This is a genomic window from Streptomyces sp. NPDC047014 (assembly GCF_040644195.1).
GTDB lineage: Bacteria > Actinomycetota > Actinomycetes > Streptomycetales > Streptomycetaceae > Streptomyces.
On record NZ_JBEYVX010000003.1, the window covers coordinates 43849 to 58630 of the forward strand.

Annotated in this window: 15 protein-coding genes; 8 read left to right on the plus strand and 7 right to left on the minus strand. The window is 72.2% G+C overall.

Going from position 1 to position 14782, the window contains the following annotated elements:
- Window positions 1-57: 57 nt before the first annotated feature.
- On the minus strand, window positions 58-1404 hold the full coding sequence (gene glp / locus ABZ873_RS02705) for a gephyrin-like molybdotransferase Glp (RefSeq protein ID WP_360864161.1): 1347 nt from the start codon (window positions 1402-1404) through the stop codon (window positions 58-60).
- A gap of 4 nt (window positions 1405-1408) precedes the next feature.
- Entirely contained in the window at window positions 1409-2311 is a 903-nt protein-coding gene (galU, locus tag ABZ873_RS02710; protein ID WP_360864163.1) for a UTP--glucose-1-phosphate uridylyltransferase GalU, read from the minus strand.
- Between the two features lie 92 nt (window positions 2312-2403).
- On the opposite strand from galU, the gene ABZ873_RS02715 reads away from it, so the two are divergent.
- On the plus strand, window positions 2404-3018 hold the full coding sequence (locus tag ABZ873_RS02715; protein ID WP_360864165.1) for a 5-formyltetrahydrofolate cyclo-ligase: 615 nt from the start codon (window positions 2404-2406) through the stop codon (window positions 3016-3018).
- A gap of 30 nt (window positions 3019-3048) precedes the next feature.
- Here the strand turns inward: ABZ873_RS02715 and ABZ873_RS02720 are convergent, their stop codons facing one another.
- Entirely contained in the window at window positions 3049-5934 is a 2886-nt protein-coding gene (locus ABZ873_RS02720) for a penicillin acylase family protein (protein WP_360864167.1), read from the minus strand.
- A 176-nt stretch (window positions 5935-6110) separates the two neighbouring features.
- Here ABZ873_RS02720 and ABZ873_RS02725 point away from each other — a divergent pair, with 176 nt between their 5' ends.
- The 7 genes from ABZ873_RS02725 (at window position 6111) to mscL (ending at window position 12773) form a co-directional block, all read left to right on the plus strand.
- Complete coding sequence (locus tag ABZ873_RS02725) at window positions 6111-7709, plus strand: potassium/proton antiporter (protein ID WP_360864169.1); 1599 nt, start codon at window positions 6111-6113, stop codon at window positions 7707-7709.
- 290 nt (window positions 7710-7999) lie between these two features.
- Complete coding sequence (locus ABZ873_RS02730) at window positions 8000-9403, plus strand: MFS transporter (protein WP_360864170.1); 1404 nt, start codon at window positions 8000-8002, stop codon at window positions 9401-9403.
- A 67-nt stretch (window positions 9404-9470) separates the two neighbouring features.
- Window positions 9471-9785: an FmdB family zinc ribbon protein gene (locus ABZ873_RS02735; RefSeq protein ID WP_360864172.1), complete on the plus strand. Its 315-nt coding sequence runs from the start codon at window positions 9471-9473 to the stop codon at window positions 9783-9785.
- A gap of 74 nt (window positions 9786-9859) precedes the next feature.
- Window positions 9860-10693, plus strand: a complete 834-nt coding sequence (locus ABZ873_RS02740; protein WP_360864174.1) for an S-methyl-5'-thioadenosine phosphorylase — start codon at window positions 9860-9862, stop codon at window positions 10691-10693.
- A gap of 151 nt (window positions 10694-10844) precedes the next feature.
- Window positions 10845-11402: a carboxymuconolactone decarboxylase family protein gene (locus ABZ873_RS02745; RefSeq protein WP_360864176.1), complete on the plus strand. Its 558-nt coding sequence runs from the start codon at window positions 10845-10847 to the stop codon at window positions 11400-11402.
- A 252-nt stretch (window positions 11403-11654) separates the two neighbouring features.
- A complete protein-coding gene (locus ABZ873_RS02750; protein ID WP_360864178.1) occupies window positions 11655-12158 on the plus strand; it encodes a hypothetical protein in 504 nt (167 codons plus the stop codon).
- A gap of 120 nt (window positions 12159-12278) precedes the next feature.
- Window positions 12279-12773, plus strand: coding sequence for a large conductance mechanosensitive channel protein MscL (mscL, locus tag ABZ873_RS02755; protein ID WP_360864180.1), 495 nt, complete (start codon window positions 12279-12281; stop codon window positions 12771-12773).
- A 25-nt stretch (window positions 12774-12798) separates the two neighbouring features.
- Here the strand turns inward: mscL and ABZ873_RS02760 are convergent, their stop codons facing one another.
- The 4 genes from ABZ873_RS02760 to ABZ873_RS02775 form a co-directional block, all read right to left on the minus strand.
- Window positions 12799-13011 carry a hypothetical protein gene (locus tag ABZ873_RS02760; protein WP_360864182.1) on the minus strand — a complete coding sequence of 71 codons (213 nt, stop codon included), beginning with the start codon at window positions 13009-13011 and terminating at the stop codon, window positions 12799-12801.
- Between the two features lie 126 nt (window positions 13012-13137).
- Complete coding sequence (locus tag ABZ873_RS02765; RefSeq protein WP_360864184.1) at window positions 13138-13506, minus strand: hypothetical protein; 369 nt, start codon at window positions 13504-13506, stop codon at window positions 13138-13140.
- A complete protein-coding gene (locus ABZ873_RS02770) occupies window positions 13503-14186 on the minus strand; it encodes a Rieske (2Fe-2S) protein (RefSeq protein WP_360864186.1) in 684 nt (227 codons plus the stop codon). Before ABZ873_RS02770 ends, ABZ873_RS02765 begins: the two co-directional genes overlap by 4 nt.
- A complete protein-coding gene (locus tag ABZ873_RS02775) occupies window positions 14183-14782 on the minus strand; it encodes a 4Fe-4S dicluster domain-containing protein (RefSeq protein ID WP_360864187.1) in 600 nt (199 codons plus the stop codon). Before ABZ873_RS02775 ends, ABZ873_RS02770 begins: the two co-directional genes overlap by 4 nt.

Here is a 14782-nt window from a genome sequence, read left to right on the forward strand (position 1 = left end):
CTGGGCCCCTGACGGAGCCTGTGTGGTGCGACACACGCTACCCGCACCCGCCCCTGTTCAGCCGAGCAGGACCACTTCCAGCTCGGCGCCGGGCTCCACCGAGGTGACGTCCTCCGGTACGACCATCAGCGAGTCGGCATGGGCCAGCGCGGCGATCAGGTGGGAGCCCGATCCGCCGACCGGGCTGACCGTGCCGCTCTCGGCGTCGTAGGCACCGCGCAGGAACTGCCGGCGGCCCGCCGGGGAGCCGAGTGCCGTGTCGGCCTTGAGGACGGCGCGCACGCTCGGCCGCCGGACCTGGGACTCCGGGAGCCCCATGAGGGTACGGATCGCGGGGCGCACGAACAGCTCGAAGGAGACGTAGGAGGAGACCGGGTTGCCGGGCAGGGCCAGCAGCGGGGTGTGGTCGGGGCCGATGGTGCCGAAGCCCTGGGGCTTGCCGGGCTGCATGGCGAGCTTGCGGAAGTCGACCTTCCCGCCGTCGACGTCCTCGGCGTCCGCGTCCCCGGAGCCGACGGCGGACAGCGCCTCCTTGACCACGTCGTACGCGCCGACGCTGACCCCGCCCGTGGTGACCAGCAGGTCGGCGCGGATCAGCTGGTCCTCGATGGTGGAGCGCAGGGTGTCGGCGTCGTCCGCGACGGCCCCGACGCGGTAGGCGATGGCCCCGGCGTCCCGGGCGGCCGCCGCCAGCGCGAAGCTGTTGGAGTCGTAGATGGTGCCGGCGGTCAGCGGTTCGCCGGGCTGGACCAGCTCGCTGCCGGTGGACAGCACCACCACGCGCGGCCGGGGCCGCACCCGGACGGTGCCGCGGCCGATGGCGGCCAGCAGGGCGATCTGCGGGGGCCCGAGGACCGTGCCGGCCGCGAGGGCGAGGTCGCCGGCCTGGACGTCGCTGCCGCGCGAGCGGACGTGGGCCCGCGCCTCGGCGGCGCGGTGCACGCGGACCTCGCCGGAGGCCCGCTCGGGGGCGGCGCTGGCCGGGCTCATCCCGGTCGCGGCGCCCCCTCCCGTACCGCCGTCGGTCCACTCCACCGGTACGACGGCCTCCGCGCCCGGGGGCAGCGGGGCGCCGGTCATGATCCGGGCGGCCTGGCCGGGGCCCACGGCGGGCAGCTCACCGCTGCCCGCCGCGACGTCCCCGACCACCGCCAGCACCGCGGGGAACTCCTCGCTCGCACCCTGGACGTCGGCCGTGCGGACGGCGTAGCCGTCCATGGAGCTGTTGTCGAAGGGCGGGAGGGCGACGGGCACGGTGACGTCCTCGACCAGGACGCAGCCCTGGGCGTCGAGGAGCTGGAGCTCGATCGGCTCCAGGGGCCGGACGGCCGCGAGGACGTCCGCGAGGTGCTCGTCCACGGACCACAGACGGTGGCCGGTGCCCTGCGGTGCGGAACTGCTCAAGGTCCTACATCTCCTCCGTGACGTAACGGCGAAGCCAGGTGCGGAACTCCGGGCCCAGGTCCTCGCGCTCGCACGCGAGGCGGACGATGGCCCGCAGGTAGTCGCCGCGGTCCCCGGTGTCGTAGCGACGGCCCCGGAAGACCACGCCGTGCACCGGACCGCCCACGGTCTCGTCGGCGGCCAGCTTCTGCAGGGCGTCGGTGAGCTGGATCTCCCCACCGCGGCCCGGCTCGGTCTCCCGCAGTATGTCGAAGATCGCGGGGTTGAGGACGTAGCGTCCGATGACCGCGTAGTTGCTGGGGGCGTCCTGGGGGTCCGGCTTCTCGACGAGACCGGTGATGCGGACGACGTCCTCCTCGTCCGTGGCCTCGACGGCGGCGCAGCCGTAGAGGTGGACGTTGGCCGGGTCGACCTCCATCAGCGCGATGACGGTGCCGCCGGTGCGGGCGTGGATGTCGGCCATCTGACGCAGCAGCGGGTCGCGGGGGTCGATGAGGTCGTCGCCGAGGAGGACGGCGAAGGGCTCGCGGCCCACGTGCGGCTCGGCGCACAGCACCGCGTGGCCGAGGCCGCGCGGGTCGCCCTGGCGGACGTAGTGCATGGTGGCCAGGTCGCTGGACTCCTGGACCTTCTTCAGGCGGTCGTCGTCGCCCTTGGCGGTGAGGGCCGACTCCAGCTCGTAGTTGCGGTCGAAATGGTCTTCCAGGGCGCGCTTGTTACGCCCCGTGATCATGAGGACATCGTCGAGTCCGGCGGCCACGGCCTCCTCGACCACGTACTGGATGGCCGGCTTGTCCACAACCGGGAGCATTTCCTTCGGGGTCGCCTTGGTCGCCGGAAGGAACCGCGTACCGAGGCCAGCAGCCGGAATGACGGCCTTCTTGATCACGGGGTGCAACATAGTCATGGCCCGAACGATAGTGGGTCCTACCGAACACCCGTCGAATCGGTGGTGGGTAGGTCCATGTATGCCCTAATTCGAAGGATATTTGATTTTCCGTGGCAGAGAACCCGCTCCCCGCGTCGGCGAAGTCGGCCCTGCGCCGGGAACTCCTCGCCGCCCGCCGCGCCTTGACCCCCGAGACCTGCCGCGCGGCCGCCGAGGCCCTGGCCGTCCGGGCGCTGGAGCTGCCCGAACTGGCCGGGGCGGACACGGTGGCCGCGTACGTCTCCGTGGGCACCGAGCCGGGCACCCGCGCCCTCCTGGACGCGCTGCGGGCCGCGGGGAAGCGGGTGCTGCTGCCCCTGCTGCTGCCCGACAACGACCTGGACTGGGCGGCGTACGAGGGCCCCGCGAGCCTCGCCGAGGCCGCGCACCCGGGACGGATGCGGCTGCTGGAGCCGACCGGGCCGGCGCTGGGACCGGGGGCGGTGGCGGAGGCGGACGCCGTGCTGCTGCCGGGGCTCGCGGTGGACGGGCGCGGGATGCGGCTGGGCCGGGGCGGGGGCTCGTACGACCGGGTGCTGGAGCGGCTGGAGCGGGCCGGGGCGCATCCGGCTCTGGTCGTGCTCCTCTACGACGACGAGGTGGTCGCGCGGGTCCCGGAGGAACCGCACGACCACCCCGTGCGGGCGGTGGCCACCCCGTCGGGGGTGCGCCGCTTCGGCGTCTGAGGCCGGAGGGGAATCCCCGGCCGGAGGGGCCTACGAGCCCCCGGGCTTGAGGGTCAGGGTGTCGACCGTGGCCTTGTCGACGGCCTCCTTGCCGAAGGGCCAGTCCAGCAGCTCGCCCTTGGCCCACAGCTGCGTCTGGTCCGTGTAGTGGCCGTTGTACGCGTGCCCCGAGGCGCCCGTCAGGTTGATCCAGCGGGACTTGTCGAGGTCGTTGAGGTTCACGACCATGCGCATCGACGGCACCCAGGTGACCCCGTAGCCGCTGGAGGCGTTCCAGCCGGTGGCGTTGACGGTCGCCTCGCCGCCGCCCAGGTTCCACGGGCCGCGGTTGAGCAGCCACTTCATGAAGCCGGGGCCCTCGGTGCCGATGGTCTGGTTCTTGAGGTTCAGCTGGTGCAGGCGGCCCCAGCTCCAGGTGGACTGGTCCTTGCCGAGCTTGGCGGTCAGCTCCCAGCGGGCGTCCGTCATGGCGCGGGCGAAGAGCTCGTCGCGGGAGGTGGTGGCCGGCTGGTTGAGGGTGCGCGGGGCGGTCCACCAGGCCGACTTCTCGTCCTTGACCAGGCGGCGGACCACCTCGAACCAGCGGTCGCCGCCGTCGGGCTGGGCCGAGTCGGAGCCGCGGGTGCCGCATTCGCGGACGGTCTTGGCGAGGTCGTCGGCGGGGCCGGTGGCGTCGCCGAGGACGTTCATGCAGGTGCCCTCGATGCGCAGCTCCTTGGGCATCTTGTCGCCGAAGGCCAGCTTGAGGACGTTGCGCCAGACGGCGTTGAAGTAGGCGGCGGCGGCCGAGTCGGCCTCCTGCGTGTAGTTCCAGCCGTCCAGCAGCTTCTGCGCGGCCCGTACGCCCGGGTCCGAGACCTGGATCTTCGACAGCATCGGGGTCAGCAGCGCGGCGATCTCGCTGCTGTTGTCCATCTGCATGGTGCGCATGTCGTCGGTCGAGATCTTGCCGCCGTCCTTGATCTTCGCCTCGATGAGGTCGTTGATCCGCTGGCTGCGGGCGCCGTAGCCCCAGTCGGTGGTCAGCAGGTGCGGGTACTTGCCCGCGCCGGTGCCGTTCTCGACGACGGCCTGGTTGGCGGTGACGATGTAGCCGCGGGCGGGGTTCTGCTCCCAGGGCAGCTCGTTCTGCGGGAGGTAGCCGGCGTTGCCGTCCGTGCCGCCCTTCCAGGCGTACTTGGAGTCCCAGCCCGGGGCGGGCATCCGGCCGTCGCCCTGGCCGCGGACGGGGATGCGGCCCGGGGCCTGGTAACCGATGTTGCCGCTGTCGCCCTTGTTGTCGGCGTAGATCAGGTTCTGCGAGGGCACCTCGAAGTCGGCGGCGGCCTTGCGGAACTCGTCGAAGGTCTTGGCGCGGTCGAGCTTGAAGACGGCGTCCATGGACTTGCCCGGGTCCAGCGCGGTCCAGCGCAGGGCCACGGCGTAGCCGTCGCCGCGGTCGGGCGCGGCGCTGTCCACGGGGGCGGCGGCGCCGACCCTGCTCAGCTCCTCGCTGCGGTCGGAGACGAGCGGGCCGTTGTTGGTCACGCGGACGGTGATCTTCTTGCTGTCGCCGCCCGCGATCTTGATGACCTCTTCGCGGGTCTTGAAGGGCAGCACCTTGTTGTCGTAGACGTAGCCGTCGGGCCGGACCTGCTCCAGGTAGAGGTCGGTGACGTCGGCGCCGAGGTTGGTCATGCCCCAGGCGATGTCGGCGTTGTGGCCGATGACCACGCCGGGCATCCCGGAGAAGGTGTAGCCGGCCACGTCGTACTGGCACTGGGCCGAGACGGTGCGGCAGTGCAGGCCCATCTGGTACCAGACCGATGGCAGTTGCGGGGACAGGTGCGGGTCGTTCGCGAGCAGCGGCTTGCCGGTGGTCGTGTACTTGCCGGAGATGACCCAGGAGTTCGAGCCGATGCCGCTGCCGTTGGGGCCGAGGATCGCGGGGACCTTGTCCAGGGTGTCGGCGAGCGCGCTCAGCTGCGTCCGCAGGCCGACGGTCGCGCCCTGGGCGGTGGCGTCGCCGGCGAGGCCGGCGGTGCCGGCGGTCTGGGTGCCGGCGGCGTTGCCGGAACCGGTGCCGGTGCCTCCGCTGCCGGTGCCGTTGCCGCGGCCGGGGCCCGTACCGGTGCCGCCGGAGCCGGGGCCCGTGCCCGTGCCGCCGGACGTGCCCTGGGGGACGTACTTGCCGCCCTCGACCTTGCCGCCCTCGACGACGGGCTTGTTCCGGTCGAAGGGGTACGGCGGGTACAGCTCGTCGATCTGCGCCTTGGACAGCTTGCCCGCCATCAGCGCCCGGTCGATCTCGTCCTGCATGTTGCCGCGCAGGTCCCAGGCCATCGCCTTGAGCCAGGCCACCGAGTCCACCGGCGACCACTGCTCGGGCCGGTAGTCGCCAGTCAGCTTGAGGGCGGCGTGCTCGACGGAGAGGTCCTTGCCGGACTTGCCCTTGAGGTAGGCGTTGACCCCGTCGGAGTACGCCTGCAGATACTTCTTGGTCTCGGGCGAGAGCTTCTTGTCGAACTCCTCCTGCGCGACCTGGCGCCAGCCCAGCGTGCGCAGGAAGGCGTCGGTCTCGACCTGTCCGGCGCCGAACATCTCCGAGAGCCGCCCGGAGGTCATGTGGCGGCGGACGTCCATCTCCCAGAAGCGGTCCTGCGCGTGGACGAAGCCCTGCGCGCGGAAGAGGTCGTCGTCGTTGTCGGCGTAGAGCTGCGGGATGCCGTGGGAGTCGCGCTTGACCTCCACGGTCCCGGTCAGCCCCGGCACCTCCAGGGAGCCGGTCGTCTGGGGGAAGGAGGCGCGCACGCCGTCCACGCTCCAGTACGCCCCGTAGCCGAGGCCCGCGAAGAGCGCCAGGACCAGAACGAGCACGATCAGACGCGCGCGTCGTCCCTTCTTCTTGACGGGAGGAGCGGTTTCGTTGGCGGGCATCGCTGTCCTTCGAGGGGCAGGGTGGTCCTGGCAGTGCTGGGAGCAACCATAGGCGCAGGACCGGGTTCGTTGATCCGTCAGGGGTCGGGGGTCCCGAGGACAAGGGGCTACGGCCGATTCACAATGTGGGTATCGCGTAAAGGGCGCGTCAAAGATTAGGTAAGGTAACGAACTACTTGCCGAAACTTGTCGCCGGGCGGAGCCGCTCCGCCGGGCGCGTGGAGGAGGGCCGCCCGCTGACTGTCCACACGCTCAACGAGCTCCTGCTGGTCTGCTCGCTCGTGCTGCTCGTCGCCGTCGCGGCGGTGCGCGTCTCGTCCCGCAGCGGCCTGCCCAGCCTGCTCATCTACCTCGGCATAGGCGTCGCGATAGGCCAGGACGGCATCGGCAATGTCGTGTTCGACAACGCCGAGCTGACGCAGGTCATCGGCTACGCGGCGCTGGTCGTGATCCTCGCCGAGGGCGGTCTGGGCACCAAGTGGAAGGAGATCAGGCCGGCGCTGCCGGCCGCGATCGTGCTCTCCACGGTCGGTGTGGCGGTGAGCGTGGGCGTGACGGCGGCGGGGGCGCACTACCTGGTCGGACTGGACTGGCGGCAGGCCCTGCTGATCGGCGCGGTCGTCTCCTCGACCGACGCGGCGGCCGTGTTCTCGGTGCTGCGCAAGGTGCCGCTGCCCTCCCGGATCACGGGTGTGCTGGAGGCGGAGTCCGGGTTCAACGACGCGCCCGTCGTGATCCTCGTCGTGGCCTTCTCCACCGTCGGTCCGGCCGACTCCTGGTACCTGCTGATCGGCAAGATCGCCCTGGAGCTGGCGATCGGCGCCGCGATCGGCCTGGCGGTCGGCTTCCTCGGCGCCTACGGGCTGCGGCACGTGGCCCTGCCCGCCTCCGGCCTCTACCCGATCGCCGTGATGGCCATCGCCATCGTGGCGTACGCGGCCGGCGCCATGGCGCACGGCTCGGGCTTCCTCGCGGTCTACCTGGCGGCGATGGTGCTGGGCAACGCCAAGCTCCCGCACTGGCCGGCCACGCGGGGCTTCGCCGACGGGCTCGGCTGGATCGCCCAGATCGGCATGTTCGTGCTGCTGGGGCTGCTGGTGACCCCGCACGAGCTGGTCAACGACTTCTGGCCGGCCGTGGTGATCGGCCTGGTGCTGACGATGATCGCCCGGCCGCTGGAGGTGTTCGTCAGCCTGCTGCCCTTCCGTATCCCGTGGCAGGAGCAGGTGCTGATGTCGTGGGCGGGGCTGCGCGGCGCGGTGCCCATCATCCTGGCGACCATCCCGATGGTGTCCGGCATCGAGGGCAGCGACCGCGTCTTCAACATCGTCTTCGTCCTGGTCGTCGTCTACACCCTGGTGCAGGGCCCGACCCTGCCCTGGCTGGCCCGCAAGCTCAGCCTGGGCAAGGGCGAGGAGACCGCGGCCGACCTCGGCATCGAGTCGGCGCCGCTGGAGAAGCTGCGCGGGCACCTGCTGTCCTTCGCCATCCCGCCCGCCTCGCGGATGCACGGCGTCGAGGTGAGCGAGCTGCGGCTGCCCGCGGGGGCCTCGGTGACGCTGGTGGTCCGGGACGCGCGGAGCTTCGTACCGGCGCCGTCCACGGTGCTGCGGCGGGGTGACGAGCTGCTGGTGGTGGCCACCGACCCGGTCCGGGACGCGGCCGAGGCGCGGCTGCGGGCCGTGGCCCGGGGCGGCAAGCTGGCCGGCTGGCTGGGGACGGGCAACGGCGGGGCGCGGCCCGGCTCGCATCCGAGAGGCCACGGGCGCGTTTGAGCGGCGTTCTCAGAGGCGGGGGCACGGTTTGTCGGCGCAATCACAGGGTGTGATAGAGCGCTTCCCTGTACTATGAAGGCACAACAGATCGAACCAACTCTGCCTGACGCAGAGCTGGCGCGACCGCAAAGCGGCCGTGGCACCCTCCCGCAGTGGGCGCCCAGGTATCACTCGGTTCTGCGCAAGAGGACAGCTCTCGGGGCTCCCCATACGTACGGGTGCGACCGCTCACGAAGCACGGCACCGTCCGCAGACGGGGGCGCTCTACCAGGCAGCGGAAAGGCAAGGCCGTGACATCCGCGGTCACGACCGATACGTCCGCCCGCCCCGGATACGGACAGCTGCTGCGCACACCCGGCGCCCTCGGCTTCGTACTTCCCGGCTTCGCCGCCCGTCTTCCCTTCGGCATGCTGACGATCAGCATCCTGCTGCTGGTGCAGCACACCACCGGTTCCTACGGCAGCGCCGGCATCGTCGCCGCCGTCACCGGTATCTCGATGGCCCTGTCGGCCCCGCTGATGGGCGCCTTCACCGACCGCTTCGGCCAGAGCGCCGTGCTGGTCCCCGTGGTGCTCGCGCACGGCGCGGCCGTCAGCGGTCTGGCCGCGCTGGCACTGGCGGGCGCCCCCGTCTGGGCGCTGGCGCTGGCCGCCGTGCCCACCGGTGCCTCGGTGCCGCAGGTCGGCCCGATGGTGCGGGCGCGCTGGGCGGCCCGGCTGGAGGGCTCGCCGCTGCTGCCCACCGCCGCCGCCTTCGAGTCCGTCACCGACGAGTTCACCTTCGTCGTCGGCCCGGTCCTCGCGACCGCCCTGTGCACCGGTGTGCACCCGGCGGCCGGCCTGGTCACCGAGGCCACGCTGACGCTGATCGGCGGCCTGGTCTTCGCGGCCCGCCGCTCCGGCCAGCCCGCCACGCACGCCCCGTCGGCCGCCGACGGCAAGCGCGCCTTCGCGCTGTCCTCGCCGGGCCTGCGCGTCCTGGTCTTCGCCTTCCTCGGGATCGGCGCCGTCTTCGGCGGCATGCAGGTCTCGCTCGCCGCCTTCTCCGCCGAGATCGGCAACCCGGGCGCCAACGGCCTGCTCTACGGGGTCTTCGCGGCCGGCAACATGATCGCGGGCATCGCCATGGGCGCCATCGCCTGGAAGATCGGCCCGCGCCGCCGCCTGATCCTCGGCTACATCGGCCTCACCGCGGCCGCCTCCGTCCTGTGGACGGCGGACTCGGCGATCCTGCTGGGCGCGCTCGGCCTGGTCGTCGGACTGTTCATCGCCCCGGCGCTGATCACCGGCTACACGATGGTCGAGCAGCTGGTCCCGGCGAACGCGCGCACCGAGGCGTTCACCTGGCTCACCGGCTCCATCGCCTTCGGGCAGGCCCTCGCGGTCATCCTGGCCGGCCGTCTGACGGACGCGCACGGGTCCTCGTACGGCTTCCTGGTGCCGATGGCGGCCACCGCGCTGGCGCTGGCCTCCCTGCTGGCGCTGCGCGCGCGGCTGGCGCCGAAGGCGCCGAGCCGGATCGTGAGCGCTTCGGCCACGGGGGACGAGCGTGAGGCTCCTGCGGCTGCTGCGGCTGCCGCGTCCGCTGAGGCCGTTGCGGCTCCCGAGGCCGGTGTGGCGGGTGCCCCGGCGGGGTCCCGTAACCGGGTGAACGAGCGTGGAATGGGTCACCGAGTGCCGGTGACGGTGGACTGATCCGCCGGAATACGTCACCATGGAGCGTCGTTAGCACTCATTGAGTGAGAGTGCCAGGAGGAAATTCGTGCCGACCTACCAGTACCAGTGCACCGAGTGCGGTGAGGGCCTTGAGGCCGTGCAGAAGTTCACCGATGACGCGCTGACCGTGTGCCCGAGCTGCGACGGACGCCTCAAGAAGGTGTTCTCCGCGGTCGGCATCGTCTTCAAGGGTTCCGGTTTCTACCGGAACGACAGCCGCGGCGCCTCGTCGAGCAGCACTCCCGCCTCGAAGCCGGCCTCGTCCTCGGCGTCCTCGACGCCGGCGTCTTCCGCCGCCCCCGCAGCCTCGTCGTCCTCGTCCTCGTCGAGCACGAGCAGCAGCTCCACGTCGGCCGCCTGATCCTTCCGTCCCGAGGCCCCGCCCGCCCCTCACCGGGCAGCGGGGCCTCCGGCATGCCCGGATAGGGTGGCCGCATGGTGAACGCAGAGATCGGTGTCATCGGCGGCTCGGGCTTCTACTCCTTCCTGGAGGACGTCTCCGAGATCCAGGTGGACACCCCCTACGGGCCCCCCAGCGACTCCCTGTACCTGGGCGAGCTGGCCGGCCGTACCGTCGCCTTCCTCCCCCGGCACGGCCGCGGGCACACGGTCCCGCCGCACCGCATCAACTACCGCGCGAACCTCTGGGCGCTGCGCTCGGTCGGTGTCCGCCAGGTGCTCGGCCCGTGCGCGGTGGGCGGGCTGCGGCCCGAGTACGGACCGGGCACGCTGCTCGTCCCCGACCAGCTGGTGGACCGTACGCAGAGCCGGGCGCAGACCTACTTCGACGGGATGCCGCTGCCGGACGGCTCGGTCCCGAACGTCGTGCACACCACCTTCGCCGACCCGTACTGCCCCGTGGGCCGCTCGGTGGCCGTGGCGGCGGCGCGCGGGCAGGACTGGGAGCCGGTGGACGGCGGCACCATGGTCGTCATCGAAGGGCCGCGTTTCTCCACGCGCGCCGAGTCCCGCTGGTACGCCTCGGCGGGCTGGTCCGTGATCGGCATGACGGGGCACCCGGAGGCGATCCTCGCCCGCGAGCTGGGCCTCTGCTACACCTCGATGGCGCTGGTCACGGACCTGGACGCGGGTGCGGAGACCGGTGAGGGCGTCTCGCACACCGAGGTGCTCAAGGTCTTCGGCGAGAACGTCGGCCGGCTGCGCACGGTCCTCTTCGACGCGGTGGCGGGGCTGCCGGCGACGGAGTCGCGCGCCTGCCTGTGCACGCACGCCCACGACGGCTGGGACCTGGGCATCGAACTTCCCTGAGGCTCCGGGGGGTGGGCTCGCCGCCCGGCGGTAGGGGAGGCCGGGCGGGCGGGGGCGTCCATTCCGGCGGAGGTGTCACATCCGGCGGGGCTGTCCGGTCCTTCTGTGTGAAGGGCCGATCAGGGCAGTCCTGCCAAGGGAGTTGACCACCATGCCGCGTATCCCGCTCACCCCGCCCCGCACCCTCCTGACGCGCCTCGGCGCCTGGTACTCGCGCCGCACCTACGGCAAGGTGCTGGACCCGGGCCAGGCGTACGGGCACAACCCGCGCGTGCTCCTCTCGTACGTACGCCTGGAGCGGCGCGCGGCGAAGTGGAACGCGCTGGACGGGGACCTCAAGCACCTGGCGGTGATGGCCTCGGCGGCGCGCATCAACTGCTCGTGGTGCATGGACTTCGGCCACTGGGAGGGGCGGCGGCAGGGCATGCCGGTGGAGAAGATCGAGCGGGTGCCGCGGTGGCGGGAGTCCCGCGAGGTGTTCACCGCGCTGGAGCTGCTGGTCATGGAGTACGCCGAGGCCATGACGGAGACCGAGCCGACGGTGACGGACGAACTGGCGGCGGAGCTGATCGGGCGGCTGGGCGAGGCGGCGTTCGTCGAGCTCACGGCGGTGGTGGCGCTGGAGAACTGGCGCTCGCGGGCCAATATCGCCTTCGGGCTGACCAGCCAGGGGTTCTCGGAGGCGTGCGAGGTGCCGGGGCGGGGCTGAGGGCTGAGCGGGGGCCGCCGTGGTGGGGGCGCTCGCTCGTGTGGGTGACGAAGTTTTCCACAGGCTGGGGATTGTCCACAGGCGTCAGCGGGATTCCGGCGGAGGCCGGATCGTGAGGGGTGTCCGGGCGCCGTGTCCGGACGGCACGACTCACTCCGATCACTCCGTCTGGTGGTGTTCCCCATGTCCAGGACCTGCGTTCCTCCGACGTTCTCCACGACCCCTTCCACGACCTCTTCCGCGATCTCTTCCGTGACCCCTTTCGCCGCCTCCTCCGCGTCCCCCTGTCCGCCGGGGCGGCCTGTCCCGCCCTTTCCGCCGCTGCGGGTGGGCCGGAGCGGCTACCGGCTGCGCCGGGCCGTCCGGCGGCGCAGGCGGGCCCTCTCGGCGGTGCTGGCGGTCGTCGCGGCGGGTCTGGCCGTGGGCGGGGCCGAGGCGCGGGCCTCGCGGGGGACCGCGCCGCCGGCGGTGAAGGCCCCGCCCCCGGTGGTGCGTACGGTGTCCGCGCCGGTGCGCATCGCGGACGCGGCGACGGTGCGGCTGCTGCGGCCCGGGGACCGGGTCGACGTGGTCGCGGCGGAGCGGGCCGGGCCGCCCCGGGTGGTGGCGGCGGGGGCCAGGGTCGCCGAAGTACCCGTGCCGGACGAGGCAGTTGGGGACAGTGGTGCGCTGGTGGTGCTGTCCGTACCCCGGGACACCGCACGGGAACTGGTCGGAGCGGGTGCTCTGACGCGACTGGCGGTGACACTGTGCTGAATCGTACGCACGGTCAGTCAATTCACCTCAAGGTGGCGGCCGATTGGACACGACACGCCCGGACTGCCGTAACTTTCGGAACCGTTGGCTCCGTGTTCGGCACTTGTGAAGAAAGGCTCAGTGGTGGGCGAGAAGAAGAAGGAGAGCGTACTGGCGGGCTTCAAAGCCTTCCTGATGCGCGGCAACGTGGTCGACCTCGCGGTGGCCGTGGTGATCGGCGCCGCGTTCACGAACATCGTGAACTCGGTGGTCAAGGGGATCATCAGCCCGGTGGTGGGCGCCGTGGGCACGAAGAGCCTGGAGGGCTACAAGTCCTGCCTCAAGGCCCCGTGCGCCGTCGGCCCGGACGGTCAGCCGACCGGTGTCGAGATCCTCTGGGGCTCGGTGCTGAACGCCACGCTGACCTTCGTGATCACGGCGGCGGTGGTCTACTTCCTGATGGTGCTGCCGATGGCGAAGTACCTCGCACGGCAGGAGGCCCGCCGCAAGGCGCGCGAGGGGGTCCACGAGATCGTGGAGATCACCGAGCTGGAGGTCCTCAAGGAGATCCGCAACGAGCTGGTGTCCCAGCGTTCGGGCGGCAGCGGCCCGGTGAGGGCGCGCGACGGCGTCTGATCGTACGGACGGCCCGCGCGGCGGGTCAGATGTGGTGCGGGGGCTTCTCGTCGAGGAAGCGGGCCAGATCGGCCGCGCTCCCTCCGGCGGCAGGCCGCTCGCCCCAGCCCCGGTCGGTGTCGTCCGAGGACTGCTGGTCCAGCGGGTCGTCGAAGTCGATCCTCGGCTTCGGCCGGGGCCGGCGGTCCTCGGAGGCGGGGCGCGGGGTCTGCGGGCCGGAGGCGGGGGTGCTGCTCATACCTCCAGGGTACGGCGGCCCCCGGCCCTCCCCCGGTCCCGGTCCCGGGCGCGGGCACCGGTCCCGCGGTGGTCAGCGGTCCCGCGGTGGTCAGCGGTCCCGCGGTGGTCAGCCGTCCCGCGGTGGTCAGCGGTCCTTCGGGTCGAGGGACCACAGCGCGAGCACGACGAGGAAGGACAGGACGAGGAATCCCGCACCCCACCAGGCGGTGGCGGTATGGCCCTCCATCCACTCGTTGACGGTGACGGTCAGCGCCCACAGCTGTCCGATCACGACGGTGAGGGACAGGGCCAGACGGGCGTTGAGCTTCGAGGACCGCTCCGGTTCCTGCTCGGTGCCCGCTCCCGGGCCGGGGCCGGTGTGCCGGATCCGCGGGTCCCCGTAGCCGCTGGTGGGCCGGATCTGCGGATAGCGCTCGCGCACCGGCCGGTTCAGCCGGGGCTGGGCACTGCCCGGCAGGTACTCCGGGCGCGGGGGGACACGGTCCTCGCTCATGTCGCTCCCCTCTCGGTGGGCGCGGCTTTCCTCTCGGTGGACGCGGCCCGGTCGGCGCCGGGGCAGCCCAGCCGGCGGGCCGTCTCGGGGCGGGCGCCGCCGAGCTGGCGGCACAGGGCCTCCTGGGCCGATTCCCCGGACCGGGCGGTGGCGATGGCCCAGACACTGCCGTCGGCCTGCTCGGTGAGGAAGATCCTCGGGAGCGGGCGGGGCGGCGGGCCGGCGGTGACCTCGCCGGTGCGGGCGTCGAAGACGCCCTCGTGGCAGGGGCAGTACAGCTCTCCGTCGGCGCCCCGGTCCTCGCGCCAGAGCACGGCGCAGGCCAGGTGGGTGCAGACGGCGGAGTAGCCGACGAGGGAGCCGTCCGAGAGCCGCACGGCGAGGGCCCGGTCCTCGTCCCCGGGGTAGCGGAAGGCCACGGACTCGCCCGGCATCAGCTGGTCGGCGACCTTCTTCGGCTCGGGCATCGAGGTGCTGTCCCCGTGCCGGTGCAGGATCCCGGCGGCGACGCCGACGCCGCCGGCGGCCAGGCCGCCGGAGACTGTGGCGACGATCCGCAGGTAGTCGCGGCGGGTGGTGAGGGAGTCGGCGCTGATCCGGTCGCGCAGCTGCTCGGCGGCGGCGTCGCCGTCCTGGCTCCGCGGGCCGGGAGCGGGCGCGGGCGGTTCGGTGATGCTCATCGGACGTCGACTCCGTTCACCTCGACGACGGGCAGGCCGCCGGGGACGGGCCACTGGACCTTGTCGGCGGGGACGACCATGGCCACGCCCGTGCTGACCACCACGTCGCCGAAGGCGAAGGAGTCGGCGACCTGGACGCCGGGGCGCTCGGCGCGGAGCTCTTCGAGGGTTCCGTAGAAGAGGGCACCGGTGGGGCAGACGGTGGCGCACATCGGGGCCAAGCCGTAGGCGGTGCGGTCGTAGCAGAGGTTGCAGTTCATCTGGAGCTTCGCCTGGAGGTCGATCTTCGGGACGCCGAAGGGGCAGGCGTTGACGCAGTTGGCGCAGCCGATGCAGCGGGTGGTGTCGGCCTGCTGGACCACCCCGTCCGCGGTCACCAGGATCGCGTCGGCGGGACAGACCTCGGCGCAGGGCGCGACCGGGTCCTCGCAGTGCATGCAGACAGTCGGGAGGGAGGCGACGGACATGCCGGGTTCGGTGTAGTCCAGGTGGATCATCGACTTACCGCGGTGGGAGTCGCATTCGCGGCAGGCGGAGACGCACGCCTGGCAGCCGATGCAGCGGCCCGGGTCGATGAAGATCGTGCGGCCCATCAT

Excerpts from the sequence above, each read along its gene's own strand:
- ABZ873_RS02760 (WP_360864182.1), bottom strand. The coding sequence starts at position 13,011 with ATGAGCAGCACCCCCGCCTCCGGCCCGCAGACCCCGCGCCCCGCCTCC.
- ABZ873_RS02720 (WP_360864167.1), bottom strand. The coding sequence starts at position 5,934 with ATGCCCGCCAACGAAACCGCTCCTCCCGTCAAGAAGAAGGGACGACGC.
- ABZ873_RS02745 (WP_360864176.1), top strand. The coding sequence starts at position 10,845 with ATGCCGCGTATCCCGCTCACCCCGCCCCGCACCCTCCTGACGCGCCTC.
- ABZ873_RS02765 (WP_360864184.1), bottom strand. The coding sequence starts at position 13,506 with ATGAGCGAGGACCGTGTCCCCCCGCGCCCGGAGTACCTGCCGGGCAGT.
- ABZ873_RS02775 (WP_360864187.1), bottom strand. The coding sequence starts at position 14,782 with ATGATGGGCCGCACGATCTTCATCGACCCGGGCCGCTGCATCGGCTGC.
- ABZ873_RS02770 (WP_360864186.1), bottom strand. The coding sequence starts at position 14,186 with ATGAGCATCACCGAACCGCCCGCGCCCGCTCCCGGCCCGCGGAGCCAG.
- ABZ873_RS02740 (WP_360864174.1), top strand. The coding sequence starts at position 9,860 with ATGGTGAACGCAGAGATCGGTGTCATCGGCGGCTCGGGCTTCTACTCC.
- galU (WP_360864163.1), bottom strand. The coding sequence starts at position 2,311 with ATGACTATGTTGCACCCCGTGATCAAGAAGGCCGTCATTCCGGCTGCT.